Genomic DNA, 25,865 nt, shown 5'->3' on the forward strand with positions numbered 1-25,865 from the left:
CACGTTTCTCAAACGATAATACGCACTATCTTGATAGCAGCGCGTGCTGTAAAGGCTGTTGTGGCGCGCGCTCGTCAACTTTGAAGCGGCTGACCAGCGATTCCATTTCAATCGCCTGTTCATCCAGTAACTGGCTGGCAACGGAAGCCTGAGAAACCAGCGTCGCATTCTGCTGCGTGACCATTTCTAACTGGCTGAGCGCTTCGTTAATTTGTGCGATGCCCAGCGATTGCTCATCGGCGGCGACCGCGATTTCATTCACCAGATCGCGCACTTTACGGGTGCCAGCGACGATGTCGTTAATTCCCCGGTTTGATTGATTCACCAGCTTCGTCCCTTCGCTGACGCTGGCAATACTGTCGGCGATGAGCGCACGGATTTTGCCTGCTTCGTCTGCACTGCGCTGCGATAGCTGACGCACTTCCGCTGCGACGACAGAAAACCCACGGCCATGTTGCCCCGCTCGTGCGGCCTCAACCGCCGCGTTCAGTGCCAGCAAATTGGTCTGAAAGGCAATCGCATCAATGGCGGAAACCACCGCATTCACGCGCTGGCTGGCGTTCTGAATTTTTTCCATCGCACCGCTAGCCGACTCGGTAATCGTTCCGACGCGTTGCGCCTGATCGTCCACCTCTGTCGTCAACTGACGCGCCTGTCCGGAAAAGTCGGCGGTTTGTTTTACCGTAACGGTAATCTCTTCCATGCTGCTGGCGGTTTGCACCAGCGACGCGGATTGCTCTTCCGTACGCTGCGCCAGATCCTGATTGCCGTTGGCGATCTCGCTGCTGGCTTGTCCGATCGTCTGCGAGCTACGTTTAATACTCACCACCATATCGGCGATATTTTCCAGTGAGGCGTTATAGGCCTGATTCAGTTGCGATAGCTCGTCGGTTCCCGGCACGCGCAGGCGGCGTGTAAGATCCCCGCCCATCTCGCGAATGGTCGTCAGCGTTTGTTGAAGTTGTTCGTTGATGCTGCGCATGACCAGGGAAGCCAGACCGAGGGCCATGAGCAGAGAAACCAACGCACCAGCCAGATAGCTAATCCATGACTGGCGGGCATTGGCGGCTAAGGTATTCACCTGTGCCGTTAGATCGTTGGTGGCAAGCTGTTCAACCTTTTTCAATTCATCGATTTTTGCCGTTTGTTGGGCAAACCACTGGCTGGCATCAATATCAAAATTGCCGCCAGGGGTGGTGATGGCTTTGTTGCGCATCTGGAGTGCGTTTTGTGCAGAAGGATTGTTGAGTGCCTGTTCAAAAGCCCTACGCAGCTCGGTATTGGCGAACATGTTATAGGCCGTGGTGAAGGCATCTCCCCGGCCAACCATTTGGTTAAGACGTTCGAACATGCCAGTAGCAAAACTATTGGCAGAGAACGCGTTAGAGAGTACGGCACGTTCAAGCCCGGCCTGTTCTTTGACGTTCAGCAGATTGTAGTAGGCCGCCAGCCGCTGGGCGATACCGCCATCGCTGACCAGATGAGCCATATCTCCGACGATATTCAGCAGATTGCTGACCAACTCGGAATAGTAGCCTATGGCTTGGGTAACGGGTATCGATATGCTATCGACGCTGCGGCGATGTTCCCCAAGCTGCTGCGTTTTTTGCGTGACACGAGCGAGTGCTTCGCTCACGGCATCGCCAAGCTCGGCGCTGCTCAGGTTTGCAGCGGTTTGTTCAAGCACCTGCTGTGCCCGATCGGTGGCTTGCCGCTGCGTGGCGAGCTCTGAGCCAAAATTTTTCCCCTGACTACCAAAATAGCCCGCGCTCAAGCCGCGCTCACGCTGTAGCTGGTGAGCATACTCGCCGGCATCACGCGCCAGCGTGATGAGCTTCTCCATACGGATCATTTCATTTTCTGTACTGCGGCGTTCCATCACGCCGGAAAAACTGAACCAGAGAAGCGCAAGGATGGGCGGGAGAAGGGCAAGAATGAACTTACTACGGATCGAGATGTGATGAAGGGATTTCATTGGTGTGCTCCATAGCCTGCAAGTCGTCCGTTCCTGACATGTGCAGGTTGCAAAAGTAGACTGGGGTTTATTTCAGTTTCGGCCTAATAAGGGAATGGTTTAGCGCTGACCCCATGATTCCCTTAAAAAAACCATACCTATTTTTTTTACCCCCCAGTCAATAAGAATATATTGCTTATTATTTAATTGCTTATATCTTGTTGCTCTCTTTTTTTGCAACAAGATCGTTAACTTATATTACACCTAAAGTGGTATGTATATTGGCCACTGTATTGGTGTTTTTACCGTCTAGATTACGGTGAGCAGCATCGTGATATTAATCAGTGAAATCAGGGTAAGAAAGAAGACAACAATCCTGAATGCATAGCGAGAAGGTTTCATAGGGGCTCCTGATTCGGCAGGCAACAGCGTACCTGCCGTGAAGAGGTAAGAAGGGATCAGAACCATTGGCCGAAGCGGCGGATATAGGCGCGCTTGACCAGTTGAGCGACGGTGCAGTAGCCAATCAGCGTAGCGGCCAGCCACGGGAAATATTCCCACGGCAGCGGCTGTAAACCGACCAGCGGTCCCAGCGGTGAGAACGGTAGATAGATGCCCAGTGCCATCACTAGCCCGGTCATCAGCATCACTGGCAACGCCGCCGTACTTTGAATGAACGGGATCTTCTGGGTACGCAGCATGTGCACCACCAACGTTTGTGACAGCAATCCTTCAATGAACCAGCCTGACTGAAACAGAGCCTGATGCTCTACGCTATTAGCGGCGAACACGAACCACATCAGCGCGTAGGTGGTGATGTCAAAAATCGATGACGTCGGCCCGATACACAGCATGAAGCGACCAATATTTTTGGCATCCCATTTACGCGGTTTACGCAGGAATTCCTTATCCATTTTGTCCCACGGCAGCGACAACTGAGAGATGTCGTACATCAGGTTTTGAATCAGCAAATGGATCGCCAGCATCGGCAGGAACGGAATAAAGGCGCTGGCAACCAGCACTGAAAACACGTTGCCGAAGTTGGAACTGGCGGTCATGTTCAGATATTTAATGATATTCCCGAATGTCTCGCGCCCTTTGATAACGCCTTCTTCCAGCACCATCAGATTCTTTTCCAGCAGAATGATATCGGCCGACTCTTTGGCGATATCCGTGCCGGTATCGACAGAAATCCCGATATCGGCATCGCGCAGGGCGGGCGCATCGTTGATACCGTCGCCTAAAAAGCCGACCGTATGATCATTGCCTTGCAGCGCTTTCAGCACACGAGATTTTTGTAATGGCGTTAGTCGGGCAAAAATGGTGCGCTGTTCCACCAGCACGCCGAGCTGTTCATCGCTGAGCGCATCGATCGCGTTCCCTTCCAGTACCTCGCCCGGTTCCAGCCCGACATCGCGGCAGATCTTGCTGGTGATAATCGCGTTATCACCCGTCAGGACTTTAACCGTCACACCGTTTTCATGCAGGGCGCGAATGGCGGCAGAGGCGCTTTCTTTCGGCGGATCGAGGAACGTCAGCAGGCCGCAAATTGTCAGGTCGCGTTCATCCTCGGCGCTGAGCGGCAGCGTGCTGCCTACCGGACTTAACTCACGGGTGCCAATCATCAGCACGCGAAACCCTTGCTGATTGTAGCTTTCTGCTAGCGTTTTCAGCGTATTGCGGCGTGCATCGTCCAGTGCATAGCGTTGCCCGTTTTCACTCACATGCGTGGCAACCGCCAGCATTTCTTCTACCGCGCCTTTGCAAATCAGGCGCTGCTGGTTGTGTTCATCGGCAACAATGATGGACAGACGGCGGCGAATAAAATCAAAAGGCAGCTCATCGATTTTGCGATAGCGACCTAGCGCGGCAATCGCGGGATTATGGCGACCAAACTGCATGATGGCCTGATCCATTAGGTTTTTCATGCCGCTCTGGTGCGCGCTGTTGAGCCAGGCTAGCTGAAGCACACTTTCATCGGCTCGACCCTGTGTATTCAGGTGATGCTCAAGAATGATGCGATCCTGCGTGAGCGTGCCGGTTTTATCGGTGCACAGAATGTCCATCGCGCCAAAGTTCTGAATCGCGTTCAGCCGTTTGACCACCACTTTACGTCGTGCCATGGCAATCGCGCCTTTTGCCAGATTGGACGAGACAATCATTGGCAGCATTTCTGGCGTCAGGCCAACCGCAACCGCCAGCGCAAACAGGCTGGCTTCCATCCAGTCGCCTTTGGTGAAGCCGTTAATCAGCAGCACGACAGGCACCATCACGATCATGAAACGGATCAGCAACCAGCTGACGCTGTTTACGCCGCGATCGAAGGCGGTTTGAGAACGTGTGCCGACGATCGATTTTGCCAGCGAACCGAAGTAGGTGTGGCTGCCGGTCGCGACGACAATCGCCGTTGCCGTGCCGCTGGAAATGTTGGTTCCCATCAGGCAGATGTTGGATAGCGCCAGCAGATCGCTCTCGCCTCCGCAGCCTGCTGGCTGACAGCCTTTGGCGCTGATATCACTGAATACGTCGTATTTTTCGATCGGCAGCGATTCACCGGTGAGTACCGCCTGGCTAACGAACAGATCGCGTGATTCCACCAACCGGACATCTGCTGGCACCATATCGCCAGCGGAGAGGGTCAGAATGTCGCCGGGAACCAGTTGCTGAAGCGGGATTTCTTGCAGGACAGCGGTGGCGCTGGCGTGAGGACGACGCAGCACGGTGGCCGTTGTCCGCACCATGGATTTCAGCGCTTCTGCGGCTTTATTGGTGCGAAACTCTTGCCAGAAGCGCAGCAGGCCGCTCAGGCTCACCATCACCAGAATGATGAGCACGCCAGTGAGCGAGGTCTCTTCGTTATGGCGCTGCGGTAGCCAGTAATCGGTGAAAAAGCTGATAGCGGCCAGCGCCATCAGTACATAAATAAACGGGTTATTAAACGCGGTGGCCAACTGCACCAGCGCATGGGGCGCTTTTTCGTGGGCGACGCGGTTTTCCCCATAGGTTTGCTGACGCTCAATGACGTCATCATGGCTTAAGCCGTGCAGATGGGTATTCAGGTTAGCCAGCGTTTGGTCGAGGCTGTTTTGTGCTTCGCGGGCAATCGCAAAGGTGGCCGTAGGCGTTTTACGGGCGCGACGATATCCCGTTTGCGTGATCATATCGGTCATGATGCTGCTCTCTTAATGTTGCCTGTCCGCCACGCACGGGCGCGCATCCCGGATAAAGGGACGTAAAGCGGAAAAAATGAAGGTATTAAGGGAGGTAAACAGCGCAGGCGAAGAGAACAGAGAGGTCGGAGGAGAAGACAGTCCTTATTCTAACGGATGCGGTTTACCGGGCCATCGAGGGTGCTCGTCCATGTTGTCTCCTTATCGCCGTGCGGCGAGATAGCAAAATAGTCGTCAGTTGACGGCGGGTACGTAGAAACTGTCACGTAAAAACAGAGTACGTAGTTTAGTGGTGCAACAATACCTCTGTTTGCCTAAACCGAACGTCAACGTTTGTTCGTGAGTGAGGTCGGGCGTATTTTTCGCTAATCAGTAGGGGCTGCGGTGGGGCGAGGTTTTTCGGCAGATTTTTGTTGCCCCGCCGGATAGCCAGCGGGGCAGGAGAGAATTAGTGAATTCTCAGCATATGGTCTTGGTTAACTTTGAAGAAACGAACGGCATCGCGTAGCTGTTCGCCCTGTTCCGTCATGGCGTGCGCTGCCGTGGCGGATTCTTCAACCAGTGCGGCGTTCTGCTGGGTGACCCGATCCATTTGTTCTACCGCCACGCTAATTTCTTTGATACCGATATGCTGCTCGTTGGAGGCCTGAGAAATCTCCGCCACGATGTCCGTCACCTTTTTCACCGACAGTACAATTTCCGACATGGCCTGACTGGCTTTGTCGGCTCGTGCGGAGCCATCGGTAATCTTCTCGACGGTGCCTTCGATCAGCGTTTTGATCTCTTTGGCGGCGTTGGCGCTTTTCTGTGCCAGCGTCCGGACTTCGCCTGCGACGACAGCAAAGCCTTTCCCTTCGCTGCCTGCTCTGGCCGCTTCTACTGCGGCGTTCAAGGCAAGGATATTGGTCTGGAAGGCAATACCTTCGATCACGGCAATAATGTCGACGATCTTCTGTGAACTGTCGGAGATCTCATGCATACGCTTGAGCATGTCATCTACGATAAGTCCGCCCTGAGACGCTGTCTCCGAGGTTTGCTGCGCTAACTGGCTGGCTTCTTTGGCGTTATCCGCATTCTGGCGCACGGTGTGCGTCAACTGCTGCATATTGGTCGATGCCTGAATCAGCGAAGCCGCCTGCTCTTCGGTACGCTGCGACAGGTCGCTGTTGCCCTGAGCAATCTCGCTGGATGCCAGTGAAATGGATTCACTGCCGTTCATGATGGTATGCACGATGCCCATCAATTGCTGGTTCATGTAGTTGAGTGACGCCAGCAGACTGGTGTTGTCCCCCTGGCGTAACCTGATTTCCGCTGCAAGGTTACCGGAGGCAATCTCGGTCATGATTTCTTGCGCATAGTTCGGCTCACCGCCGAGCTGGCGTGAAATATTACGCGAAATAAGGGTAGCGATAACGGCAGTCGTCAGCAGAGCGAGTAACAGTAGTCCCCAGACATAGTACTGTGACGTCCGATACGTTGAGTCGGCACTGGCGACGATATCTTTTGCCTTCTCCAATTCCATATCGACCAGTTTGGCCAGGTCTTTCATCATTTGGCTACGATATTTTGCAGAATTCGCGCCGCTGATTTTACTGGCTTCAGCCAGATCACCCCGGTTAACGGTCTCAACCAGTACGGCATTCACCGAATTGAAGCCGGAGAAGTTTTCGCCAATCACCTTAATCAGTGCTTTTTTATCTTCACTGTTGGCAACGGCTTCATAGCTCTTAAATGCTGCAAGGAAAGCATCAGCATTTTGCTGTAATTCTTTGCGGTGGCTTTCACGCTCTTCAGGTGTTGAAGAGTCAACATATTGTATTTGCTGCAAACGTGTTTCAGACAACGTGCCGCGCATTGCCAGACTGTAGCGTACACCAGGTAAGCTATTGCTGCTTAATTCAACAATACGGCTGTTATTAACGCTAAGCTGGAGTAGTGAAACCACACCTAATAGCAACATCATGGCTACCAGAACGGAAAACCCGAGTAATAACTTGGAGAACACTGTGAGTTGAGAGAATTTCATCGCTATTCTTATTGATTATAAGGGAATGTAACAGTGATAACGGCAAATAAAATAAGATCTTTATAATATGTAATTCGATAAAGAGAATAGGGTGAGTAAACGGAGTTTAATAATTAATGGCTTCGTTATTGTGAAACTAAATCCTGTTTATTGTGAGTTTACGATGGGTTAGTTTTAAGCAGGGAGCGGTTTTTTAAACATTATTTTAATAAACGTTTTTGTTTTTAATGCGAAAGATACAGCATTCACAAACAGGGAGAATAAAATGTGACTCTCATCAATAATTAATAAATATTCACGTATTTAATAAAGCTAATGATTATATGTAACGAAGTTCGCTAATTAAATGACAAATTATTTCTTTATTATATCTTCAAAATAATGTTACGGCGGTAATACTTCAATTATATTACCGCTGCACTGATTATCTTTAGTCCAGATAAAACACCGATTCCAGCGCATCGCTGACCGGGCTGTTATCAGGGTTGGAGGGCATGATGTCGCTCATGTGTTTCCACCAGCGCTGGCAAACATCCGTTTGTGCAATCGCTTCCCAGCGTGCCTCGGACTCGACCTCGACATAGCCGAACAGCAGATTGCGCTGTTTATCCAGAAAAATGCTGTAGTGGTGCGCACCGTGGTTCTTTAGTACCTCGGCCAGTTCCGGCCAGATAGGATTGTGGCGACGCTGATATTCATCGTGGCTGTCAGGAAAAACTGACATCACAAAAGCCTTACGCAACATGGATGAATCCCCCGTAGTCGTTGGCAGAACGCCACGACGGTGATGCCGTGGCGATTTGAGGCTGAAGGTAATGCTATTGCGTATAGGTGTTACACAACCTACACGCGCAGCGCGGCTTCCAGTGGCGTGACGCCGAAACGTTTACCCAGTGCGATCAGCTCTTCGGTCGAAATCGTCTGCTTCTTACCCCCCATCGATCTCACTTTCACCATCACTTCGGCGGATTTCTCTGCGGTATCGATCAGGCCGAAGGCTTCATCCAGCGTTGGGCCCGTGCCGAAGATGCCGTGGAAGGGCCACAGTACCAGCGAATGACGCTTCATTTGCTCGGAAGTGGCATCGCCAATGGCATCGGTGCCCGGAACCATCCACGGCACAATCCCCACGCCGTCTGGGAAGACGACCAGGCACTCCGTGCTGCCTTCCCACAGTTCACGCGTGAATGTCGCGGTGTCCAGCTCTAGCACATAGCTCAGGGCGATCAGGTTGGTCGCGTGGCAGTGCATGATGACGCGGTCGCGCCCGTGAGTCACGCCCATACGCACAATGTGCGACTGGAAATGCGAGGCCAGTTCAGAAGTCGGCAGGCCGCCGTTGGTGAGCCCCCAGAAAATACGATAGCCTTTGCCATCGCTATCAACTTGTAGCACCACCAGTGAATCGGCGGGATCCAACTGCACGTTGCGGAAAAATTTGCCGGAGCCGGTGACGATAAACCAGCAGTCTGCCAGCGCAGGCATCGGCTGTGATAACGCCTCATGGCGCGGCTGCGGGTAGAAATCGCTTTCATAAGGCGTCACATCCTCAGCCGTCAGGCGCAGGCTGACGTTACCGCCGTTACGTTCGTCCCAGCCTTTGAGCCACATGTCGCTGGTGGCTTTAATCATTCCCTGTACAAACCAGGAAGAGAGAATTGCTTGCATAATCTTACCCTTGACGTTGAGTGAGGATGGTTTCTTCATACTGACGCACCTGTTGCAGCCATTCGCTGCCCGGGGTGACGTCATGACGCTGACAGTAGTGCTCCCACACGGCCTGCCACGGTAGCGATTTTTGCTCTTCCAGCAGGGCCAGACGCGCGGTGTAATCGCCGTTTTGTTCCAGTGTGCGCAGCGTTTCTGTCGGTTCCAGCAGGGCGCGCAGCAGGGCTTTCTTCATGTTGCGGGTGCCGATAACCCAGGCGGCGATGCGGTTGATCGAGGCATCAAAGAAATCGAGCCCGATATGCACGCGGTTAAGTAGCTTATGGCGCACGATTTCGTGGGCGATGGCCTGCGTTTCGTCATCCAGTAGCACCACATGGTCGCTGTCCCAGCGTACTGGACGGCTGACGTGCAGCAGCAGGCGTGGAACGTAAAGAATCGCGCTGGAGATCTTGTCGGAAATCACTTCGGTCGGGTGGAAGTGTCCGGCATCCAGACAGAGCGCGGTGCCGCGGCTGGTCGCGTAGCCGAGATAGAATTCGCTGGAACCGACGGTAAAGCTCTCTGCGCCGATCCCGAACAGTTTACTTTCCACCGCGTCGATATGGTGCGCCTGATCGAGCGGCTCGGCGATGATCTCATCCAGTGAGCTGAGCAGCCGCTGGCGGAACGCCAGACGATCGATGGTTAAATCTTTCATACCGTCTGGCACCCAGATGTTCATTACCGACGGCGTGCCGAGTTCGCGCCCAAAGTAGGCGGAAATCCGGCGGCTGGCCTGACAGTGCTCAATCCAGAAGCGGCGGACTTTTTCATCCGGGTGTGACAGGGTAAAGCCATCTGCGCTCAGCGGATGAGAAAAGCAGGTCGGGTTAAAATCCAGCCCGAGCTGATGGCGCTTGGCCCACGCGACCCAGGAACTGAAATGCTCGGGGGCAATCTCGTTACGGGCGACGGGCTGTGCGGATTCCAGATAGATGGCGTGCAGGTTCAGCCGCTTGGGACCGGGGATTAGCGCAAAGGCCTGTTCCAGATCGGCGCGCAGTTCATCTGGCGTGCTCGCTTTGCCGGGGTAGTTGCCGGTGGCCTGAATACCGCCGGTCAACGGTCCGCCCGTATTCTCGAACCCAGCCACATCGTCACCTTGCCAGCAGTGCATTGACACCGGGATCTGATCAAGCTGTTCCAGCGCCGCTTCTACGTCAATATTCAGGCTGGCGTAACGCGTTTTTGCCAGCTGCCAGGCAGCTTCAATTGGTGTGCTCATTGCATGGTCTCCTTTTTGCCCTGTGGGGCGGTTTCTGGCTGGCTGAGCGCCTGAAAACGACGCCAGTGCCCGGCAAAATCACTCTCCGCACGCGGGGTATAACGATGCAGAGGGAAGTTATGAGTCAGCATGTGCCGGAAGGCGGCAAGGTCGGCGACGGCGCCCAGCGCCATCAGTTGGCAGCCGATATTGCCAAGCGTCGAGGCCTCGACCGGCCCGGCCAGAACCGGAATCTGGCACACATCGGCGCACAGCTGGTTTAGGAAGGCGTTCTGGCTACCACCGCCGACAATATGCAACTGGCGGATTGGCGCATGGCGCAGTTCGCCGAGTTCCAGCACCACCTGCCGGTAAAGCAGCGCGAGGCTGTCGAAAATGCAGCGTGCCAGTTCGGCATCGCTTTGAGGCACGGGCTGGCCGTGTTCACGGCAATAGTCGCGGATCGCCTGATGCATGGACGGTGGATTGATAAAACGATCGTCATTGGGGTTAATCAGGCTGGTGAAGGCGGGCAGAGCGGCAGCGGACTGAATCAGCGCGCCTAAGTCCTTGATATCACGCTCCTGACAAACGCGCTGTAGCAGCCACAGACCCATGATATTTTTTAGCACCCGATAGGTGCCGTCTATGCCGCCTTCGTTGGTGATATTGGCGGCCAGCGCCTGCGGGCTATTAAACGGCGTGTCGCTCTCGATGCCCATTAGCGACCAGGTGCCGGAACTGAGGTAGGCGCTGTCGCGGCTCAGCAACGGTGCGCCGACTACCGCGCTGGCGGTATCGTGCGTGGCGACAGTGGTAACGGGAATGTGTCGTCCGCTCGGCGCTGTCCAGTTCCCGACGGCGTGCCCCGGCTGCACCGGATCGCTCAACCAGCGGCGCGGGATGCTCAGATAGTCCAGCAGTTCGCTATCCCAGGTTTTCTTTTCCAGATTAAGCAGTTGGGTTGTGCTGGCGTTGGTGTATTCGCAGACGACATTCCCCGTGAGGCGATAGTGAAAATAGTCGGGGATCATCAGCAGGTGTGCCACCTGATCCAGATCGTCAGAGGGTGCATCGCACAGCGCTTTAAGCTGGTACAGCGTATTAAACGGCAGAAACTGAATGCCGGTACGCTGATAGATAGCTTCACGTCCCAGTTCTGCGGTAACAGCGGCCATTATGCCGTCGGTGCGGTGGTCGCGATAGGAATAGGGCAGGCCGACGCGCTGCCCGTTTTTATCGAGTAGCACATAGTCCACGCCCCAACTGTCGATCCCAATGCTATCGGGGGTGATACCCATGGCATCGATTTGGTGTAATCCGGTGAGGATGTCGCTTTCCAGCGCGGCCAGATCCCACTGGTGATGGTTGTCCTGAAACACCAGCGTATTGCTGAAACGGTGAATTTCTTTCAGCGTTAAATGCTGCGTTGCGGTGTGCAAGGTTGCCAGCATGACCCGACCACTGGACGCCCCTAAATCCACCGCCACGATATTCTTCACCGCCATAGCCGCACTCCTTACTTGTTGGATGTGTTGCAGTGTAAGGAGCGGTAACAGAAGCCACCTTCCTATGAGTGCCATCTACAACAAGCGGCTGGCAAAATGACAAAGCTGACCGTGAAAGGGCTCACAATCTGGGAAATTATTTAGGGAATAACCACGTAAAAATAAGGGAAAAAGCGGTGTGATCCTTACCACACTTCAATCAATTGGGCGGTGCGATCTTAAAAAAAGAGCAGCCAGACGGCGTGCGAGTGACGGTATTTTAAGGCTGGTTTTGTGGCTTCTGGCTACCCTTTTTCAAAGGCCGCATTTTTGCCAGAGGCTGAATGGAGAACTGAAATGACGTTACTTCGTGGTGATGACTTTTTTACTTCGCGTGCCGTAACGGTTGCGGTTGAGCCGCGCACCCCACAAGCGGCGTTTCCTGAGCACTATCATGATTTCTGGGAAATCGTGCTGGTGGAACAAGGCGCTGGTGTTCATGTGTTTAACGATCAGCCCTATGCACTGTGCAGCGGTTCGGTATTCTTCGTTCGTGATAACGATCGGCATCTGTTTGAAGACGTCGAAGGATTGTGCCTGACCAACATGCTGTACCGCTCGCCGCGCGGATTCCGCTTCCTTTCCGATATCGCCGCCTTTTTGCCGTATGGCCCGAACGGCGAGTGGCATGGGCAGTGGCAGGTCAATGCGGCGGGGATGCAGCAGCTGAAACAGTCGATGAACAGTCTGGCTGAACTGGCGCAGAGCGATGCACCGGAAGCGATTGCCGCCAGCGAGAGCCTGTTTCTGCACATTCTGGTGCAACTGCGCCAACACTGCTTCCAGACGCAGTCTAACGGCCCCGAGCGTCAGGGGGTTCAGGCGCTGCTGGGCTGGCTGCAAAACAACTACAGTGAAGAGGTGAACTGGGGCAGTCTGGCCGATCAGTTCTCGCTGCCGCTGCGTACGCTGCACCGTCAGCTCAAACAACACACGGGTATGACGCCACAACGCTATCTGAATCGGTTAAGATTACTGGAGGCTCGTCGGCGGTTGCAGCAGAGTGATGATTCGATTACCACGATTGCGCACGCCTGTGGATTTAGCGACAGTAATCATTTCTCGACGCAATTCCGCAAGGCATTCTCGCAGGCGCCTAAATCACTGCGCCATCAGGCGTTTTCTCGTGAAGAGTAGGTAACGGCAACGGCGGGTAAGGGAATGGCGACAGCAGTACGGGGTTTGAAATTACAGACTGAAGACTATTTCCTCACCGACAAGAATGCCGTGACGGTGGCCGAACGGCACCCGCAGCCGGTGTTTCCGCTGCATCATCATGATTTTGATGAACTCGTCATCGTCTGGCGTGGCAATGGCCTGCACCTCTGGAACGATGTGCCTTACCGCATTACCCGCGGCGATATGTTCTATGTTTCAGCAAACGATCGTCATAGCTATGAATCCGTCCACGAGCTTGAGCTGGACAACATTCTCTATATTCGCAATCGCCTGACGTTATCCGCCGATTGGCAAGCGTTGCTGCCGGGCGGGGAGCTTCCACAAAGCCAGCGCCACTGGTGTTTAGGCTCGGAAGGCATGGATACCCTCCGCGAGAAGGTGGATGCGCTGAGGCAGGAGTGCATGAAATCGGATGCACTCTCGCTGCAACTGAGTGAAGCGCTGTTGCTACAGATTGCGCTGCTGGCGGCGCGCTATCGCCACACGCCGGATAACCCGCAATTGGCCGATGCGCACCAGTTGGATATGTTGATGAATGCGCTGCGTGCCAGCATTGCGGCACCGTTCCGCTTTGAAGCTTTCTGTGAACAGCACCACTTCAGCGCCCGCAGTTTACGTTCGCGCTTTAAAGAGCAAACGGGCATGAGCGTGCCACATTATCTGCGCCAGCTGCGGCTCTGTAAGGCGATGGAACTGCTGCGTTATGATCTGCAAACCATCGGCGACATTGCCGCGCTGTGTGGTTTTGAGGACAGTAACTACTTCTCTGTGGTGTTCCATCAGGCGTTCGGTGTTTCGCCCAGTGCTTATCGCCAGCGCTTCCTGAATGTGGAGTGACGGCGCTTTTTAGCTATTGGGTGCGATGAATCAATGACGGGTTAATAGTGGTAGCGGCAGGCAGCGATCATCATGGCGTCATCGGTGATGGCATAAACCAAACGATGTTCTTCGGTGATACGGCGCGACCAGAAACCAGCAAGATTATGTTTAAGTGGCTCTGGTTTTCCTTTTCCCTCAAAAGGTGTCCTGCGCGTTTCTTTTATTAATTCATTGATCTTTTTGACCATCCGCTTATCGATGTCCTGCCAATACAGGTAGTCTTCCCATGCTTCTTCTGACCAGATTAGTTTCACTCAATGATATCTCTTTCTTCGCCATTGCCAGCTTTAAGGCTCTCGATTGAGTTCATCAGTCTTTTTGCATTTGCTGGTGAACGCAGTAAATACGCGGTCTCCTCTAGAGAGTTATACTCTTCCAAAGACATCAGCACGCAGGCTTCACCATTCTGTCGGGTGATAAGTATGGGAGCACGGTCTTCGACCGTTTTCATCATGGTCGCCGATAGATTTTTTCGGGCTTCACTGTAGCTAATTGTACGCATTTGTACCTCCTGATATGTACTTATCATTGTACAATGTTGCCGCGTTTTTAACCACCCAATCTTTCCTCAACAGCGCTACTCCGCCACCGTCGAGAGCAACAGGCGGGTGTAAGGATGCTGCGGTTGATTGAAGATCTGTTCGACCGACCCGGTTTCTACGATATCCCCGTCTTTCATGACCGCGATGCGGTGGCTCATGTGCTGTACCACGCCCAGATCGTGGGAGATGAACAGCATTGTCAGCCCCAATTGGCGCTGCAACGCCACCAATAAATCCAACACCTGCGCCTGTGTTGTGACATCCAGCGCCGATACCGGCTCGTCACAGATCAGGATTTCAGGATCTGAGGCCAACGCCTGTGCGATGGAAACGCGCTGGCGTTGACCGCCGGACAGTGCCGTAGGACGTCGGGTCAGCAGGTCGGGCGTCAGGCCGACATACTCCAGCAGCGTCAGAATACGCCGCTGTTTCTCATCCTCGCTCAGATCGTGACGCAGGCGCAGCGGCTGATTCAGAATCTGGGCGACGGTAAATTGTGGATCGAACGAGCTGAGCGGATCCTGCGTGATCGTCTGAATGCGGGCGCGTAGCGGGCGGCGTTCGCGTTCCGTTAACGTGCTCCAGGCATTATCCGCGAGTCGGACTTCACCGCTGTCCGGCTTTTGCAATGCCAAAATGACTTTACCCAGCGTGGTTTTACCGGAGCCGGATTCCCCGACGATGCCCAGCGTTTCACCGCGTTTGATCTGGAGAGAAACCTGATTGACCGCCTGCATCCGGCTGCCGTCCGGGCGCTTGAACGACACCGCAATGCGATCCACCGTCAGGGCGATGGCATCGTCAGTGTCATTCGCTGCCAGAGACGCCGCTGATGGCGCAATACCGCTCTGTAACGGATCGACTCCAGCCAGCCACTTTCCTCGCGTAGATGCGGTCGGGATCGCCGCTAGCAGCTTGTGGGTGTAGGGATGCGTCGGTGCTGACAGGATCTGCCGCGCCTCACCGCCTTCTACCAGCGCTCCGTTTTGCATAACAATGACGCGATCCGCGACGTCCGCGACGACGGCAAGATCGTGAGTGATCAGTAGCACGCCGTGCCCCGCCTGCGCCAAGGCAGTGAAGACTTTCAGCACCTGCTTTTGCACCGTGGCATCCAGCGCGGTGGTGGGCTCATCGGCAATCAGCAACTGTGGGCCGGCTGCCAGCGCGGAGGCAATAAGCGCACGTTGACGCAGTCCGCCGGACAGCTCATGCGGGTACTGCGCCGCGCGATTCTCAGGATCGGGAATGCCTGCTTTTGTCAGGAGTTCGGCGACGCGGGCGGGAATTTTCTCGCGGGGCAACAGGCGATGGGTCAGAATCGGCTCCGCGACTTCTTGCCCAATTTTGCGCAGCGGGTCGAGAGACACCAGCGCATCCTGCAAAACAAAGCCGATTTCACGGCCACGAATCGCTCGCCAGTCGCGATCGGTCAGATAGCGTAAGTCACACCGGCTGCCATCATGGCGCGTGAGCTCAATCGCGTTTGCCTGCACGTCCACGACTTCTCCGGCCAAACCTACCAGCGTGCGGGCGGTGACGGATTTCCCTGAACCCGATTCGCCGACCAGCGCCAGAATTTCTCCAGCATTGACCTGAAAAGAGAGGTTTTTAACCGAACGAATGGGGCCGGATGGGCTGGGAAACGTGACGCTCAGGTTCTCTACACGTAGCAACGGCGTCTTCGCCACCGCATCTGAAGAGGAATGAGAGGAGTGAGGGAGTGTGTTCAGGCTCATCGTGCCTCTCCTTTTGCCAAAATAGCCTGTAAACGACGCCCCAGCAGCGTGATGGAAATTACCGACAGCGCGACGACGCTGGCGGGCAGCAGGCTGACCCACGGCGCAATATCAAGGAAGTTACGTCCGTCAGCCAGTAGCGCGCCCCATTCAGCAGTCGGTGGAACGACGCCCAAGCCCAGAAAGCTCAGCGCCGAGGCAGACAGCACCGCATGACCGACGCCAATGGTCGCGACAATCAACAGCGGGCGCAGCGTATTGGGAATGATATGGCGAAAAACGATATACAGCGGGTGTTCGCCCAGTGCAATCGCATGTTCAACGTAGCCGGATAGCCTGACTTGCAACACCTGAGAACGGATCAAACGCGCATAACCCGCAATCCCCGCCAGACCGACGGCCAGCATGGTGTTTTCCGGGCCGCGTCCCAGTACGGCGATCACCAGTAGCGCCAGCAGCAGGTCGGGAAACGCCAGCATAATGTCCAGCAGGCGCACCAGAACCTGACGGATACGCAGTGGCGCGAGCACCGACAGGGTGCCAAACAGCACGCCGCCGAAGCAGGCGATCAGCATCGCGCCGACGCCAATCCCCAGCGACAGCGAGGTACCGTGGACGATACGGGAAAAAATGTCGCGTCCCAGCTGATCGGTGCCGAACCAGTAAGTGCTATTCGGCGACTGGAACACCGCCCCCATATCCATTTCATCGGCGGTGCGGCTGGTAAACAGTGAGGGGAAAAAGACCGCCAACGCCAGCAGGAACACGAGTGCGGCAGGCAGCAGTGTCGCCGTGCTTAGCCACGGGCTGCGATAGTTTTTTCTTGATGGCATCTGCGTGAAGGGCATGGGTTCACTACTCATGGGCGCTCGCCTTCTTGCGTAAGCGGGGATCGATAATGAGATACAGCGCATCCACCAGCAGGTTGATGACGACGAACAGGAACGCGGACAGCATGACGACGCCCAGCACCAGCGGCATGTCGCGGTTTTCAATCGCACTCAGCGTGACCTGCCCGATACCCGCGCGACCAAAGACGGTTTCGGTCAGCACGGAGCCGCCGAGTACGCTTGCCAGCAGCGTGCCGGTGAGCGTTGAGGCGGCCAGCGCCGCGTGGCGTAAACCGTGACGAAAGCGTAGTCGGATTTCGCTGACGCCGCGCGTGCGTACAGTGAGCGAAAATGGCTGGGAGAGTGCATCTTCCAGACCGTCACGCAGTACCTGACTTAGAATGGCGGCAATCGGCAAGCCCAGAGTGATAACCGGTAACACCAGCGACATAACACCGTCGTTGCCAGTGACTGGAAACCATTGCAGGCGAAAACTGAACAGGCTTAATAGCACGATACCAATCCAGTAGACCGGTGTACTAAGCAGCGTCAGTTCCAGCCACGATACGGTGGTACGCAGTGCACCATAGCGGCCTGCGGTGAGCAGCGCGCTGGTAATCGCGAGAAGCAGTGCCAGAATCAGGCCACCGAGCGCCAGCGGCAGGGTTTCATGCATCGCATCGCTAATCACGCTACCAACCGGCAGGCGGTAGAGATAGCTGACGCCAAAATCGCCCTGTAGCGCCTGCCCACAGTAGCGCAGATATTGCACCCACAGCGGCTGATCGAGTCCAAATTGTTTGATGAGTACGGCGCGATAGGCTTCATCTACCACGTTGTCGCCGCCGCTAAGAATGGCGACGGGATCGCCAGGGATCAGTTTGACGGCAATAAACGTCAATGTGGCTGCGCCCCAGAGCACAGCCAGAATGGTGAGTAGACGTTTGCCTAACGCGTACAGATTAACGTTTAATCCAGGCATCATAGAAGTTCGGTTTTGCGTTGGTCGCCCAGCTTATGCCCTGTACCTGTTTGGACAGGCCGAGTTGATAGGCAGGAATGTACAGCGGAACAACATACGCCTGATCGATGACTTCGCGCTGTATGTCGCTGTAGAGCTGTTTACGTTCCGCGTCACCCGCACCAATGGCTTTTCTCAGTTTATCGTCCAGCACGCTGATGCGAGTAAAGCCGTTACCGTTCGGTGGCGCATAGGCCGAATCGAACACGGTACGCAGAATATCGGGCTCTGCGCGCACGAAGAAGTTAGAAGCGATATCGTACTCGTTGGCATTGGTGCGCGTGGTGAATTCGCCCGCATCAACTGGCGTCAGTTTGACTTCGAAGCCTGCCTGCTTCACCTGATATTGTACCGCCTGGAACAGCGCGACATCTGCGGCTTCAACGTTGGTTGAGGCGTAAACGAAGCTGACACTCAGGCGCTTGCCATCTTTAGTACGGAAACCTTCGCCGTCTTTCTGTTTCCAGCCGGCGTTATCCAGCAGCTCGTTGGCCTTCTTCACATCAAAGCCCCAGCGGGACGCGACGCTCGGATCGTAGTATAGCGTGGCCGGGCCGAGAACGTTATCGGCGGCTTTCAGCGTACCGAAGAAGGCCACTTTTACTGCCGCCTTAGTATCTACCGCGCTCTGGAATGCCTTACGCACCGCGACATCCTGGAAAGGGCCTTTGGTGGTGTTGAGATAGAGTACGCGGTTAACGCCCGGGTTCTCATAGGTAATCACTTCCAGCTTTGGATTGCGCTTCACCGTCGGGAAATTGGCAGGCGGCACGGCGTCAATGGCCTGAATCTGGCCGCTGCTCAGTGCGCCAAGGCGAACCGACGCTTCTGGTAGATATTTGAACACCAGACCATCCAGATAGGCTGGGCCAGTATGCTTGGCGTAACCCGGTCCCCAGTTGTAATCAGGACGCTTCGTCAGCTTGCTGCCGCTGCCTTTCACAAAGGAGTCAAGAATAAACGGACCGGAACCTACTACTGTGGTACTGGTGTTTGGTGTTTTTTTCAGGTACGTCGGCGATTGAATGCCCAGATATGGCAGGCTTAGCCCCTGTAACAGCGCTGCAAACGGTGAGCTATAGTGGATCACAATCGTATAGTCATCCGGCGTTGAGATCTTGTCGATAGGACCTAACAGCGATTTCGCGTAGCTGGAGGTCGTTTTCGGATCGAGAATACGCTCGATGTTGTATTTTACCGCTTCCGCATCCAGCTTGGTGCCGTCGCTGAACGTCACGTCTTTACGCAGATGGAAGGTGTATTCGGTGTTGTTGTCATTAATTTTCCAGCTTTCCGCCAACCAGGGCGTAAAGCGGTTATCTTCCGCCTGTCCTACCAGTGAATCCACCACGTTACGGGCAATCAGTGCTGTGACGCCATAGGCAGTAATGTGCGGGTCGATAATCGGCGTATCACTGCCCAATCCGACATTCAGAATACCGCCAGACACCGGTTTTTCAGCGGTTTCCGCCGCATACGCACCGGGATTGAGTGCGAAAAGTAACGAGAGTAACCCTGCGGCGAGAGTCGTAACTTGCGGATGATTTTTTTCCATTCCCTGTGTCCTTTACCAATGACATGAGGCCATACACGGCGGTGTTTTTCGCTACTCTAGTGGGCGCACTTATACATGTAAAAGAATAAAAATTGATTTTCAATTCCATAAAAATATATATGCGAAAGACTTTTACCTACGCTGATGATGAACGATTTTCTTTGGAATCTTGGTGGTGGTATCGGTTTTTATTACTACCCTTGTTCGATGTGCTGGTTGATGCGCATCAACTGCTGGGAGCAATTCATGACGAAGAAATCGTTAAGGAGAAGCTATGTCGCTCACATTGCTTGAGAAGATTGATTCATGTTACCTGGCATTGAACGGTACTTCACTGCCTTCCCCTGCTGGTTTGGTCGACCGCTATCGATGGCTGCATGAACAGGCTCCTTGTAGTCTGTTAGCACAAGGAACAGGGGACGAACCTCGCTTTATTTATGCCAATCGCTATGCGCTCGATTGTTTTGGATACACTGAAGCGGAAATGCTGGCATTGCCTTCCCGACTGAGTGCTGAAGCCGTTTTACAGCCAGCCCGGCTACAGTTTCTTGAAAATGTGTCTCAGCGGGGAATTGCCTATGACTACACCGGAATTCGGGTTAGAAAAAATGGCCAAACATTTCCGATTTACGGTGGTGTGGTCTGGCAATTACGTCATCAGGACGGAGCATCCTGGGGAATGGCTGCATTATTCTGGCGTGAAGCGCATCAGCGCCCGGGTTGGTTCCGGCAGAATTAAGGAAGAGTAAAACGGGTGTATGGGGGAGGGTTGGCTGGATTCCTTCATGCTATCAATCCATGTGGTGGGTTGAATATCAGTGTGGTGCCGCGTGAGATTATGAGTTACTGAACTGTTAGTATTTTACAAAAAAATAACCGAAAATATGTTTGTCGGCTATTTATTGGAAAGTTGTTCTTCGTTTTATCGGAGGAAATATACATTTCGTATACGTTATAGAAGCTGGTTTTTCAATTATTGAATAAAAGTTTCACAAAAAATCAACGCATTGTTTTATTTTCTATTTTATAAATTTTAAAACGAAGTTCCTAATAACAAAATATACTAGAGAAATTGTTAGATATATCAATTAACATCTTTATCAGTCCATAATACCTATGTAAGAATATAACCTTTAATGGTTAGATTGGTAAAAAAATGAACTTTTTTGAACAAACGCCTCCGTCTCGTAGACGTTATGGCTTAGCTGCTTTTATTGGTTTGATTGCTGGTATTGTTTCCTCTTTTGTTAAGTGGGGCGCAGAAAATCCGCTTCCTCCACGTAGCCCTACTGATATGTTTAGTAGTGCTTGTGTGCCTGAATCACTGATTAGAGCCGCTGAGCAAATTGATTGTTCTCGTAATTTCCTTAACCCTCCCTACATCTTTTTACGCGATTGGCTTGGCGTTGTTGATCCTAATGCGGCGGTTTATACCTTTGCCGGCCACGTATTCAATTGGGTTGGTGTGACGCATATCATTTTCTCTATTGTTTTCGCTGTAGGTTATTGCGTCGTTGCAGAAGTATTTCCTAAAATAAAATTATGGCAAGGTCTGTTGGCTGGTGCGCTGGCTCAACTGTTTGTCCATATGATTTCATTCCCATTGATGGGGCTTACGCCATCTCTGTTTGTTCTTCCTTGGTATGAACATGTGTCAGAGATCGTCGGTCACCTGATTTGGTTCTGGTCTATTGAAATTATTCGTCGTGATTTACGTAATCGTATGACTCGCGAACCGGATCCTGAAATTCCGTTGAACGCAACACGATAAGCTGTGATTTTATTTTAGATAATGTTAAATAGTGCGATTTCTATTCTTTTCAGTTTCGCACTATAAATTAACAGTAAATATCTACGTCTATTCTAAAACGCCTTGAAACTTTCTCAGGGCGTTTTTTCTATTCTGTCTCGTACGTCCAAATGTCCTCATACCCTGTCCGGTCAATGATGAATTTCGTCCCTTCGGGTAAAAATAGATAGGGCACGACTTCAGGCAAAGTTTCCGCTAAGTGATGGGTGTGAAGCGCCTGATAAAAACCACTTTCGGCTGAATGTTCACCGCAGTGGATAAACCAGCTTATCGTGCCGTTTTCAGGTAATGAAATTCGGGTTCCGTAAATGGGCGAATTTTGTAAGGTATCTAAAGCAATCGCGACCATTTCCTCGGGGGGATGCGGCGTTAACTGGTGTTTATCGCAAGTCTGCTTCTGTTGTGCACTGGGTAGGGAGCGATCCGCGTTTTGCATGGTTAAATCCGCTGTGGTTTTTTGTGCATTCGAGATTTCCGCAATACGCTATTTTACTTGGGGGCTGGCCGATGGGGACTTAGCTATCCAGCCACCAATTTAAAAGCGTTTCGTCTTCATCGTCATCAATATTCTTATAAATGTTCGCGAAGTACCATTGAACCCCTGTTTTTTCGCGAAAGACATCGAAAACGTCGGCAATCTTATCCATTCCATTTCTTGCTGGAACGGCCAACGTCAAGTTTCCTTGATAGACACCGTCTAAGGTGCCATTGAGTTGGCTCGCCACATTCTTTTCTAAACTGGCGATATCTTCAGGTGGAAGGTAGTCGGCATAGATATGGATGCAAAAATTACCGCCTCTTTGCAACACTTCAGGATGTGCATGCTCGTCGTTAATTCGGAAGATATCCCCGCGTGCTAAATTTAACGCAAGGCCGGGAGAAGACAGCAATTCGTAAGTGTCCTTCTCGATTTCTCTGACCGGTAATACCTCAAAGGCTGGTCCATCGTTATTTGCTACATATACACGAACTAACATAGGTGAGCGGTTACCACTATTTGTGTCGGTGAAGTAAAACAATGTCCCGATGTTATCCCAAAAAGAGGTTTTCGTGTCTTTTTTCCACAAGCCCGTTTTACGTATAGTAGACTTCGGCTATGACCGAGAGATGTATGTTGGCGTATCGATAAATATTTCCTGAAGCGAGGCTTCGATGTCGTCAATGGTTGCCAACGGAGGCGAAATCTCTATCTCAATCGTTTCTATTTCTTTGCACCAGTTCGTTGTGCCTGAGAAAGTAAAAATGATGTTGTTTGCCGTCACCAAAACAGTATCAATACCGCCATATCCAGCTACGCCTGGATTGCCAATCTCAACATAATAGGTATCTTGGCCCAGTTCTTCATCTTGCTCGTCAGGTTCTTCTGCCCGTTGCAAAATGAGAAAATGCTGTGGGTCATCTGCACTGTCTGCGAATCCAATCGTCAAAACACCCTCTTCAGAGGACGCATCATAATAGGCTGCTGGAAATATCACGTTCATGGCTTTCTCCTGCTGTCTTATCTATCAGAACTTAACCTTTATCTCTCATCAAGATTGCGTTTGGCGATTCTGATGACGGCTTCTTTCGTGGCTGACCTATCATATTCATTTTGTTGGAACTTATCACGCGGCGCTGGGCGTTGACAGCCGTGACGTGATGAAATCACTTTTTTCACTATCTGTGGCAATATCGATGTCAGAATGGAAACCGCTTGATAGAAAAAAGAGTGAATAGGGCTGCTCATGACAAAAGCGACGATGTTGCTTGATATACCCATCGTGAATTCGACGCTTGGCGATCTCAGAAAACAATTTCAGGCGTTTGATGCAACCGGTTCTTATCCGATTTATCTGGCGTGTTGTGATGCGGTAGATGAGTGGCGGTTTTCTGATGGCGACTATTTTGGGCACTTACCTTACAGCGATGAGCGTATGGGATTTTCGCCGCCTCGGCTCATGAAAAGGAAATACGCTAATGTGGATGAGGCACGCTGGCTGGGGAAATATTGCTCCGGTTTCTCGGGTGGTCGTCATGTTATTACGATCTCCCCGGGGCAGAAGGGCGTTCAGGCAATTCAGGCAACGCTCTATGACCGAACTGGCGATGTGTTAGAGATTACGACGCTTGGTTTCAAGGGAATGGATCGTCCAGAAGGCAGTGAAGCAAAATTGCTTGGCTTGGGGAGGATGCTGCAATTAGATGATCATGCGAGGATTTATGTCGGTGTGGGTATCATGGAGGCTTTTGCCGTATTTCGTTACCAGTATTCTCCTTCTGGCCGCGTGCTGTCCGGCAGAGCGTTTTCCAAAGGATGGCCCTGTGAAGATGAATGGTTCTGTCACTACGATAATGACGGGCAACTGATTGAAATAACCTCTGGAAAGGCGTCTGTTTGGCGGAAGAAGTGAGCCCTTTAAACCTCCTGCTGGTATTAATAATGGAGACGAGAAATACTGATGTACGATGAACTGATTTTTACCCATGGACCGCATGCGTCCCATGATGCCTATGTTGGCGGCGGGGCTTATTTACCCAGTGAAATGTCCTGGCCACTCTCTGCTGATGGAATCCCTCTTACCCATCTGGTTTCTTTTCCCGGTGCGTGGTTCTCACCGTCATTCGTACCGAAGCACTATTGGATATCTGTATTTATCCCCTACTTGCCGGGGGAGGTTTTTCATTACCGCAAGCTGCGTGCGATTGAGGGTAATTCTGAGGCGATTGTTTTGGGATATATCCGCTCTGAAGTTGAGCGCAACGAAGCCGCTAATCCCATTATCGATCGCGGAAGCATCCATATATCAAGAAGTGCGGATTCAGATGATGATGAAAATTTAGCCTCTAAGTTAGATGGCATTGATGCCTGGCTGCAAGGGGTGATCACATCAAATATAGGGCAGAGAAGAGTGTCTATTTATGGGGGCGATCTCGATGCTGCGCTGCCACGTCATAAAGGAATACTCTCGGATGGCATGGGCTATCTCTTTTTAGATGAGCGTTTCTGGGATAAAACAGCAAATGCGTGTGGCCGATTTTTTCTACAACTTGGCTAACGCCCTGACCAACATACGAGACGTTTTACTACGCGAGGAAGTATGACCAGAGTCCGCGTTATTGGCACATCGGTAGCCGCTATTCAAGCCGCAGAGCATGAGTTAGGTCGTAAGCTGCCTCTCTCTTTTTCGGACTGGCTTCTGGTGAATAATGGAAGAGCGCTTGGCGCATTAACGATATTTCCGGTATTTGATGCTCGCGACCCGAGAAAAACATGGGAATCAATCGTTCGGCATTTTAAAGAAGGCTGGCAGGCGTGGCTGAGCAATTTTTCCGATACGGCACAGGATTTCTCGACCCTTCTGCCTTTTGCGGAGTGTGGTACGGGAGATTATTACTGTTTTGATTACGCTGTATTAGCGAAAACAGGGGAGCCGATTATTGTTTTATGGTCACATGAAACGGGAGAAACAACCCAGCAAGCGGATAATTTTGGCGCGTTCCTGACGATGTCAGAGCGGATTGGGTAACACTTTAAGGCGAAAAGCCTCGCTAAGTTCTACTTCGTCTTCGGTATCCCCATCTTCAAAACATTTGAACGCTTTCCCGCTGAGTGTTTCTTGCACGAGTACGTACAGATCGACAGATTTAACATTAATCTGAAGCCACAGTGAGCCATCGCCTTCATCGGTTAGGCGGACGTCATAATCAGCGCGATTGTTTAGGGAGTTGTCTTTTAAATAGACATCACCGTTTTCGGCACGAATGCAGGCTTCACTGCGTTTAATCGTGCTCATAATATGTTGAGCAACGGAGGCATTATCAAAGACTAATTTGTACTCATAGCTCATGTTCATCTCAATATTCGTGCCATACGGGATACGCTATGTATTTTTAGTTAACGCTCAGGTAACTCGATATTATTTTGGGACAAAATAGAGACTATCTTGCCTACAAACTCAGCCGGAAGCGTGGTTGGTGTTCCGTACATATCCACAATGCCGACCTCTACCGTGATATCAACAAGATAAGAGAATGTTTCAATATCCTGTGGTGACATCGACAGGGTAAGATCTTGCGGTATCTCGTCCCCCCGGCCATTAAGCGCTAATAATGCCCCTTTTCTTTCCCATTCAACCAGACTATCACTTTCAGGGTAACGATTAAGGTGATCTATCAACGCGTCGATTGCAGGATGTTGAATCAATTTGGCGTGGCAATAGGCCTGCAAACAAGCGGAGGCATAGCGTTGCAACTCTCTCGGGGAAAGCCGGGCTATGTTGTTAAAAACGTCTGACATCTTCATTTCCCAGTACGTTCCTATGTAGGAATATTTTCATTTCGGGATAAGCCGCTAGCCCAATACTGCATTTATCAATGTGTACCTTATGAGGTTTGAATAAGGAACTCACCGGCCTGAAGATCCTCGCCGCTAATGTCTTGCTTCAATAGCAAGTATCCCAAGCCACCCACAAAAATACCTTTATGGCTGGGGGCAGATTTATTTAGGCGGGAGTGGTTAATTTGTAGAATGTAGCGCAGACCTTCACGCGTTTCTTCTTCCTGAATCCAGGCTGGAATGCCTGCAATTTTGGCAATACCATTCTCATCACTGTCGCCACGCTTCAAGCGCGTTATCATTCCTATTTTTCCGCTCCATCAATCGAACCGCGACAAACTTACCGTCAGGTAATCATCAGTGTCAATCATCGACGATTCTGCA

The 25,865-nt window shown here is 52.2% G+C and carries 26 protein-coding genes; 7 read left to right on the forward strand and 19 right to left on the reverse strand.

Annotated features, from left to right (window positions below; genetic code table 11):
- Positions 1-25 precede the first annotated feature (25 nt).
- The 7 genes from KKH3_RS01045 to rhaB form a co-directional block, all read right to left on the reverse strand.
- A complete protein-coding gene (locus KKH3_RS01045; RefSeq protein WP_039354980.1) occupies positions 26-1,975 on the reverse strand; it encodes a methyl-accepting chemotaxis protein in 1,950 nt (649 codons plus the stop codon).
- A gap of 437 nt (positions 1,976-2,412) precedes the next feature.
- Positions 2,413-5,124: a magnesium-translocating P-type ATPase gene (gene mgtA, locus KKH3_RS01050; protein WP_039354983.1), complete on the reverse strand. Its 2,712-nt coding sequence runs from the start codon at positions 5,122-5,124 to the stop codon at positions 2,413-2,415.
- A 448-nt stretch (positions 5,125-5,572) separates the two neighbouring features.
- A complete protein-coding gene (locus KKH3_RS01055; RefSeq protein WP_039354986.1) occupies positions 5,573-7,150 on the reverse strand; it encodes a methyl-accepting chemotaxis protein in 1,578 nt (525 codons plus the stop codon).
- A 430-nt stretch (positions 7,151-7,580) separates the two neighbouring features.
- The gene (gene rhaM / locus KKH3_RS01060) at positions 7,581-7,895 is read right to left on the reverse strand and encodes an L-rhamnose mutarotase (RefSeq protein WP_039354989.1); all 315 of its coding nucleotides are present in this window, start codon (positions 7,893-7,895) and stop codon (positions 7,581-7,583) included.
- Positions 7,896-7,993: 98 nt separating this feature from the next.
- Positions 7,994-8,818 (reverse strand): rhamnulose-1-phosphate aldolase, encoded by an 825-nt coding sequence (rhaD, locus tag KKH3_RS01065; RefSeq protein WP_039354992.1) that lies wholly within the window; start codon positions 8,816-8,818, stop codon positions 7,994-7,996.
- Positions 8,819-8,822: 4 nt separating this feature from the next.
- Positions 8,823-10,085, reverse strand: coding sequence for an L-rhamnose isomerase (locus KKH3_RS01070; protein WP_039354995.1), 1,263 nt, complete (start codon positions 10,083-10,085; stop codon positions 8,823-8,825).
- Complete coding sequence (rhaB, locus tag KKH3_RS01075; protein ID WP_039354998.1) at positions 10,082-11,572, reverse strand: rhamnulokinase; 1,491 nt, start codon at positions 11,570-11,572, stop codon at positions 10,082-10,084. The genes KKH3_RS01070 and rhaB overlap by 4 nt, the downstream gene beginning before the upstream one ends.
- Before the next feature lie 336 nt (positions 11,573-11,908).
- Between rhaB and rhaS the strand changes: the two genes are divergently transcribed.
- Positions 11,909-12,748: an HTH-type transcriptional activator RhaS gene (gene rhaS, locus KKH3_RS01080; RefSeq protein ID WP_039355002.1), complete on the forward strand. Its 840-nt coding sequence runs from the start codon at positions 11,909-11,911 to the stop codon at positions 12,746-12,748.
- Positions 12,749-12,772: 24 nt separating this feature from the next.
- Entirely contained in the window at positions 12,773-13,627 is an 855-nt protein-coding gene (locus KKH3_RS01085) for a helix-turn-helix domain-containing protein (protein ID WP_039355006.1), read from the forward strand.
- A gap of 41 nt (positions 13,628-13,668) precedes the next feature.
- Here the strand turns inward: KKH3_RS01085 and KKH3_RS01090 are convergent, their stop codons facing one another.
- The 6 genes from KKH3_RS01090 to KKH3_RS01115 form a co-directional block, all read right to left on the reverse strand.
- Entirely contained in the window at positions 13,669-13,923 is a 255-nt protein-coding gene (locus KKH3_RS01090; RefSeq protein WP_039282578.1) for a Txe/YoeB family addiction module toxin, read from the reverse strand.
- Entirely contained in the window at positions 13,920-14,171 is a 252-nt protein-coding gene (yefM, locus tag KKH3_RS01095; RefSeq protein ID WP_039355009.1) for a YoeB-YefM toxin-antitoxin system antitoxin YefM, read from the reverse strand. The genes KKH3_RS01090 and yefM overlap by 4 nt, the downstream gene beginning before the upstream one ends.
- A 75-nt stretch (positions 14,172-14,246) precedes the next feature.
- Complete coding sequence (locus KKH3_RS01100; RefSeq protein WP_039355011.1) at positions 14,247-15,950, reverse strand: dipeptide ABC transporter ATP-binding protein; 1,704 nt, start codon at positions 15,948-15,950, stop codon at positions 14,247-14,249.
- Positions 15,947-16,813: an ABC transporter permease gene (locus KKH3_RS01105; RefSeq protein ID WP_039355015.1), complete on the reverse strand. Its 867-nt coding sequence runs from the start codon at positions 16,811-16,813 to the stop codon at positions 15,947-15,949. Before KKH3_RS01105 ends, KKH3_RS01100 begins: the two co-directional genes overlap by 4 nt.
- The gene (locus KKH3_RS01110) at positions 16,806-17,765 is read right to left on the reverse strand and encodes an ABC transporter permease (protein ID WP_039355019.1); all 960 of its coding nucleotides are present in this window, start codon (positions 17,763-17,765) and stop codon (positions 16,806-16,808) included. Before KKH3_RS01110 ends, KKH3_RS01105 begins: the two co-directional genes overlap by 8 nt.
- Positions 17,743-19,356: an ABC transporter substrate-binding protein gene (locus KKH3_RS01115; RefSeq protein WP_039355022.1), complete on the reverse strand. Its 1,614-nt coding sequence runs from the start codon at positions 19,354-19,356 to the stop codon at positions 17,743-17,745. The genes KKH3_RS01110 and KKH3_RS01115 overlap by 23 nt, the downstream gene beginning before the upstream one ends.
- 274 nt (positions 19,357-19,630) lie before the next feature.
- Between KKH3_RS01115 and KKH3_RS01120 the strand changes: the two genes are divergently transcribed.
- Together KKH3_RS01120 and KKH3_RS01125 are read left to right on the forward strand one after the other, a co-directional pair.
- Entirely contained in the window at positions 19,631-20,095 is a 465-nt protein-coding gene (locus KKH3_RS01120) for an MEKHLA domain-containing protein (protein ID WP_039355025.1), read from the forward strand.
- A gap of 417 nt (positions 20,096-20,512) precedes the next feature.
- Positions 20,513-21,127 (forward strand): YagU family protein, encoded by a 615-nt coding sequence (locus tag KKH3_RS01125; protein WP_039355027.1) that lies wholly within the window; start codon positions 20,513-20,515, stop codon positions 21,125-21,127.
- A gap of 127 nt (positions 21,128-21,254) precedes the next feature.
- Here KKH3_RS01125 and KKH3_RS01130 read toward each other — a convergent pair whose 3' ends face one another.
- The 3 genes from KKH3_RS01130 to KKH3_RS01140 form a co-directional block, all read right to left on the reverse strand.
- A complete protein-coding gene (locus tag KKH3_RS01130) occupies positions 21,255-21,602 on the reverse strand; it encodes an immunity protein Imm33 domain-containing protein (RefSeq protein ID WP_039355030.1) in 348 nt (115 codons plus the stop codon).
- A gap of 79 nt (positions 21,603-21,681) precedes the next feature.
- Entirely contained in the window at positions 21,682-22,143 is a 462-nt protein-coding gene (locus tag KKH3_RS01135) for a DUF4265 domain-containing protein (protein ID WP_039355033.1), read from the reverse strand.
- A gap of 117 nt (positions 22,144-22,260) precedes the next feature.
- Positions 22,261-22,647, reverse strand: coding sequence for an Imm10 family immunity protein (locus KKH3_RS01140; protein WP_039355036.1), 387 nt, complete (start codon positions 22,645-22,647; stop codon positions 22,261-22,263).
- A gap of 243 nt (positions 22,648-22,890) precedes the next feature.
- Here KKH3_RS01140 and KKH3_RS01150 point away from each other — a divergent pair, with 243 nt between their 5' ends.
- Genes KKH3_RS01150 through KKH3_RS01160 form a run of 3 tightly spaced genes read left to right on the forward strand, consistent with a single transcriptional unit; the run spans position 22,891 to position 24,672 of the window.
- A complete protein-coding gene (locus KKH3_RS01150) occupies positions 22,891-23,556 on the forward strand; it encodes a hypothetical protein (RefSeq protein WP_039355042.1) in 666 nt (221 codons plus the stop codon).
- A 48-nt stretch (positions 23,557-23,604) separates the two neighbouring features.
- Positions 23,605-24,201, forward strand: a complete 597-nt coding sequence (locus KKH3_RS01155; protein ID WP_039355046.1) for a hypothetical protein — start codon at positions 23,605-23,607, stop codon at positions 24,199-24,201.
- 42 nt (positions 24,202-24,243) lie between these two features.
- On the forward strand, positions 24,244-24,672 hold the full coding sequence (locus tag KKH3_RS01160; protein ID WP_052201270.1) for an SMI1/KNR4 family protein: 429 nt from the start codon (positions 24,244-24,246) through the stop codon (positions 24,670-24,672).
- Here the strand turns inward: KKH3_RS01160 and KKH3_RS01165 are convergent.
- The 3 genes from KKH3_RS01165 to KKH3_RS01175 form a co-directional block, all read right to left on the reverse strand.
- Complete coding sequence (locus KKH3_RS01165; RefSeq protein WP_039361994.1) at positions 24,655-24,993, reverse strand: hypothetical protein; 339 nt, start codon at positions 24,991-24,993, stop codon at positions 24,655-24,657. The genes KKH3_RS01160 and KKH3_RS01165 overlap by 18 nt on opposite strands.
- Before the next feature lie 47 nt (positions 24,994-25,040).
- The gene (locus tag KKH3_RS01170; RefSeq protein ID WP_039361998.1) at positions 25,041-25,442 is read right to left on the reverse strand and encodes a hypothetical protein; all 402 of its coding nucleotides are present in this window, start codon (positions 25,440-25,442) and stop codon (positions 25,041-25,043) included.
- Between the two features lie 86 nt (positions 25,443-25,528).
- Complete coding sequence (locus KKH3_RS01175) at positions 25,529-25,783, reverse strand: hypothetical protein (protein ID WP_181939642.1); 255 nt, start codon at positions 25,781-25,783, stop codon at positions 25,529-25,531.
- Between the last annotated feature and the right edge of the window lie 82 nt (positions 25,784-25,865).

The sequence above is a fragment of the Pectobacterium actinidiae genome, from assembly GCF_000803315.1.
In the GTDB taxonomy this organism is placed as follows: domain Bacteria; phylum Pseudomonadota; class Gammaproteobacteria; order Enterobacterales; family Enterobacteriaceae; genus Pectobacterium; species Pectobacterium actinidiae.

What these genes read in the sequence shown, in the direction of transcription:
- KKH3_RS01045 (WP_039354980.1), bottom strand. Translation starts at nt 1,975, where the DNA reads ATGAAATCCCTTCATCACATCTCGATCCGTAGTAAGTTCATTCTTGCC.
- mgtA (WP_039354983.1), bottom strand. Translation starts at nt 5,124, where the DNA reads ATGACCGATATGATCACGCAAACGGGATATCGTCGCGCCCGTAAAACG.
- KKH3_RS01055 (WP_039354986.1), bottom strand. Translation starts at nt 7,150, where the DNA reads ATGAAATTCTCTCAACTCACAGTGTTCTCCAAGTTATTACTCGGGTTT.
- rhaM (WP_039354989.1), bottom strand. Translation starts at nt 7,895, where the DNA reads ATGTTGCGTAAGGCTTTTGTGATGTCAGTTTTTCCTGACAGCCACGAT.
- rhaD (WP_039354992.1), bottom strand. Translation starts at nt 8,818, where the DNA reads ATGCAAGCAATTCTCTCTTCCTGGTTTGTACAGGGAATGATTAAAGCC.
- KKH3_RS01070 (WP_039354995.1), bottom strand. Translation starts at nt 10,085, where the DNA reads ATGAGCACACCAATTGAAGCTGCCTGGCAGCTGGCAAAAACGCGTTAC.
- rhaB (WP_039354998.1), bottom strand. Translation starts at nt 11,572, where the DNA reads ATGGCGGTGAAGAATATCGTGGCGGTGGATTTAGGGGCGTCCAGTGGT.
- rhaS (WP_039355002.1), top strand. Translation starts at nt 11,909, where the DNA reads ATGACGTTACTTCGTGGTGATGACTTTTTTACTTCGCGTGCCGTAACG.
- KKH3_RS01085 (WP_039355006.1), top strand. Translation starts at nt 12,773, where the DNA reads ATGGCGACAGCAGTACGGGGTTTGAAATTACAGACTGAAGACTATTTC.
- yefM (WP_039355009.1), bottom strand. Translation starts at nt 14,171, where the DNA reads ATGCGTACAATTAGCTACAGTGAAGCCCGAAAAAATCTATCGGCGACC.
- KKH3_RS01100 (WP_039355011.1), bottom strand. Translation starts at nt 15,950, where the DNA reads ATGAGCCTGAACACACTCCCTCACTCCTCTCATTCCTCTTCAGATGCG.
- KKH3_RS01105 (WP_039355015.1), bottom strand. Translation starts at nt 16,813, where the DNA reads ATGAGTAGTGAACCCATGCCCTTCACGCAGATGCCATCAAGAAAAAAC.
- KKH3_RS01110 (WP_039355019.1), bottom strand. Translation starts at nt 17,765, where the DNA reads ATGATGCCTGGATTAAACGTTAATCTGTACGCGTTAGGCAAACGTCTA.
- KKH3_RS01115 (WP_039355022.1), bottom strand. Translation starts at nt 19,356, where the DNA reads ATGGAAAAAAATCATCCGCAAGTTACGACTCTCGCCGCAGGGTTACTC.
- KKH3_RS01120 (WP_039355025.1), top strand. Translation starts at nt 19,631, where the DNA reads ATGTCGCTCACATTGCTTGAGAAGATTGATTCATGTTACCTGGCATTG.
- KKH3_RS01125 (WP_039355027.1), top strand. Translation starts at nt 20,513, where the DNA reads ATGAACTTTTTTGAACAAACGCCTCCGTCTCGTAGACGTTATGGCTTA.
- KKH3_RS01130 (WP_039355030.1), bottom strand. Translation starts at nt 21,602, where the DNA reads ATGCAAAACGCGGATCGCTCCCTACCCAGTGCACAACAGAAGCAGACT.
- KKH3_RS01135 (WP_039355033.1), bottom strand. Translation starts at nt 22,143, where the DNA reads ATGTTAGTTCGTGTATATGTAGCAAATAACGATGGACCAGCCTTTGAG.
- KKH3_RS01140 (WP_039355036.1), bottom strand. Translation starts at nt 22,647, where the DNA reads ATGAACGTGATATTTCCAGCAGCCTATTATGATGCGTCCTCTGAAGAG.
- KKH3_RS01150 (WP_039355042.1), top strand. Translation starts at nt 22,891, where the DNA reads ATGACAAAAGCGACGATGTTGCTTGATATACCCATCGTGAATTCGACG.
- KKH3_RS01155 (WP_039355046.1), top strand. Translation starts at nt 23,605, where the DNA reads ATGTACGATGAACTGATTTTTACCCATGGACCGCATGCGTCCCATGAT.
- KKH3_RS01160 (WP_052201270.1), top strand. Translation starts at nt 24,244, where the DNA reads ATGACCAGAGTCCGCGTTATTGGCACATCGGTAGCCGCTATTCAAGCC.
- KKH3_RS01165 (WP_039361994.1), bottom strand. Translation starts at nt 24,993, where the DNA reads ATGAGCTATGAGTACAAATTAGTCTTTGATAATGCCTCCGTTGCTCAA.
- KKH3_RS01170 (WP_039361998.1), bottom strand. Translation starts at nt 25,442, where the DNA reads ATGTCAGACGTTTTTAACAACATAGCCCGGCTTTCCCCGAGAGAGTTG.
- KKH3_RS01175 (WP_181939642.1), bottom strand. Translation starts at nt 25,783, where the DNA reads ATGATAACGCGCTTGAAGCGTGGCGACAGTGATGAGAATGGTATTGCC.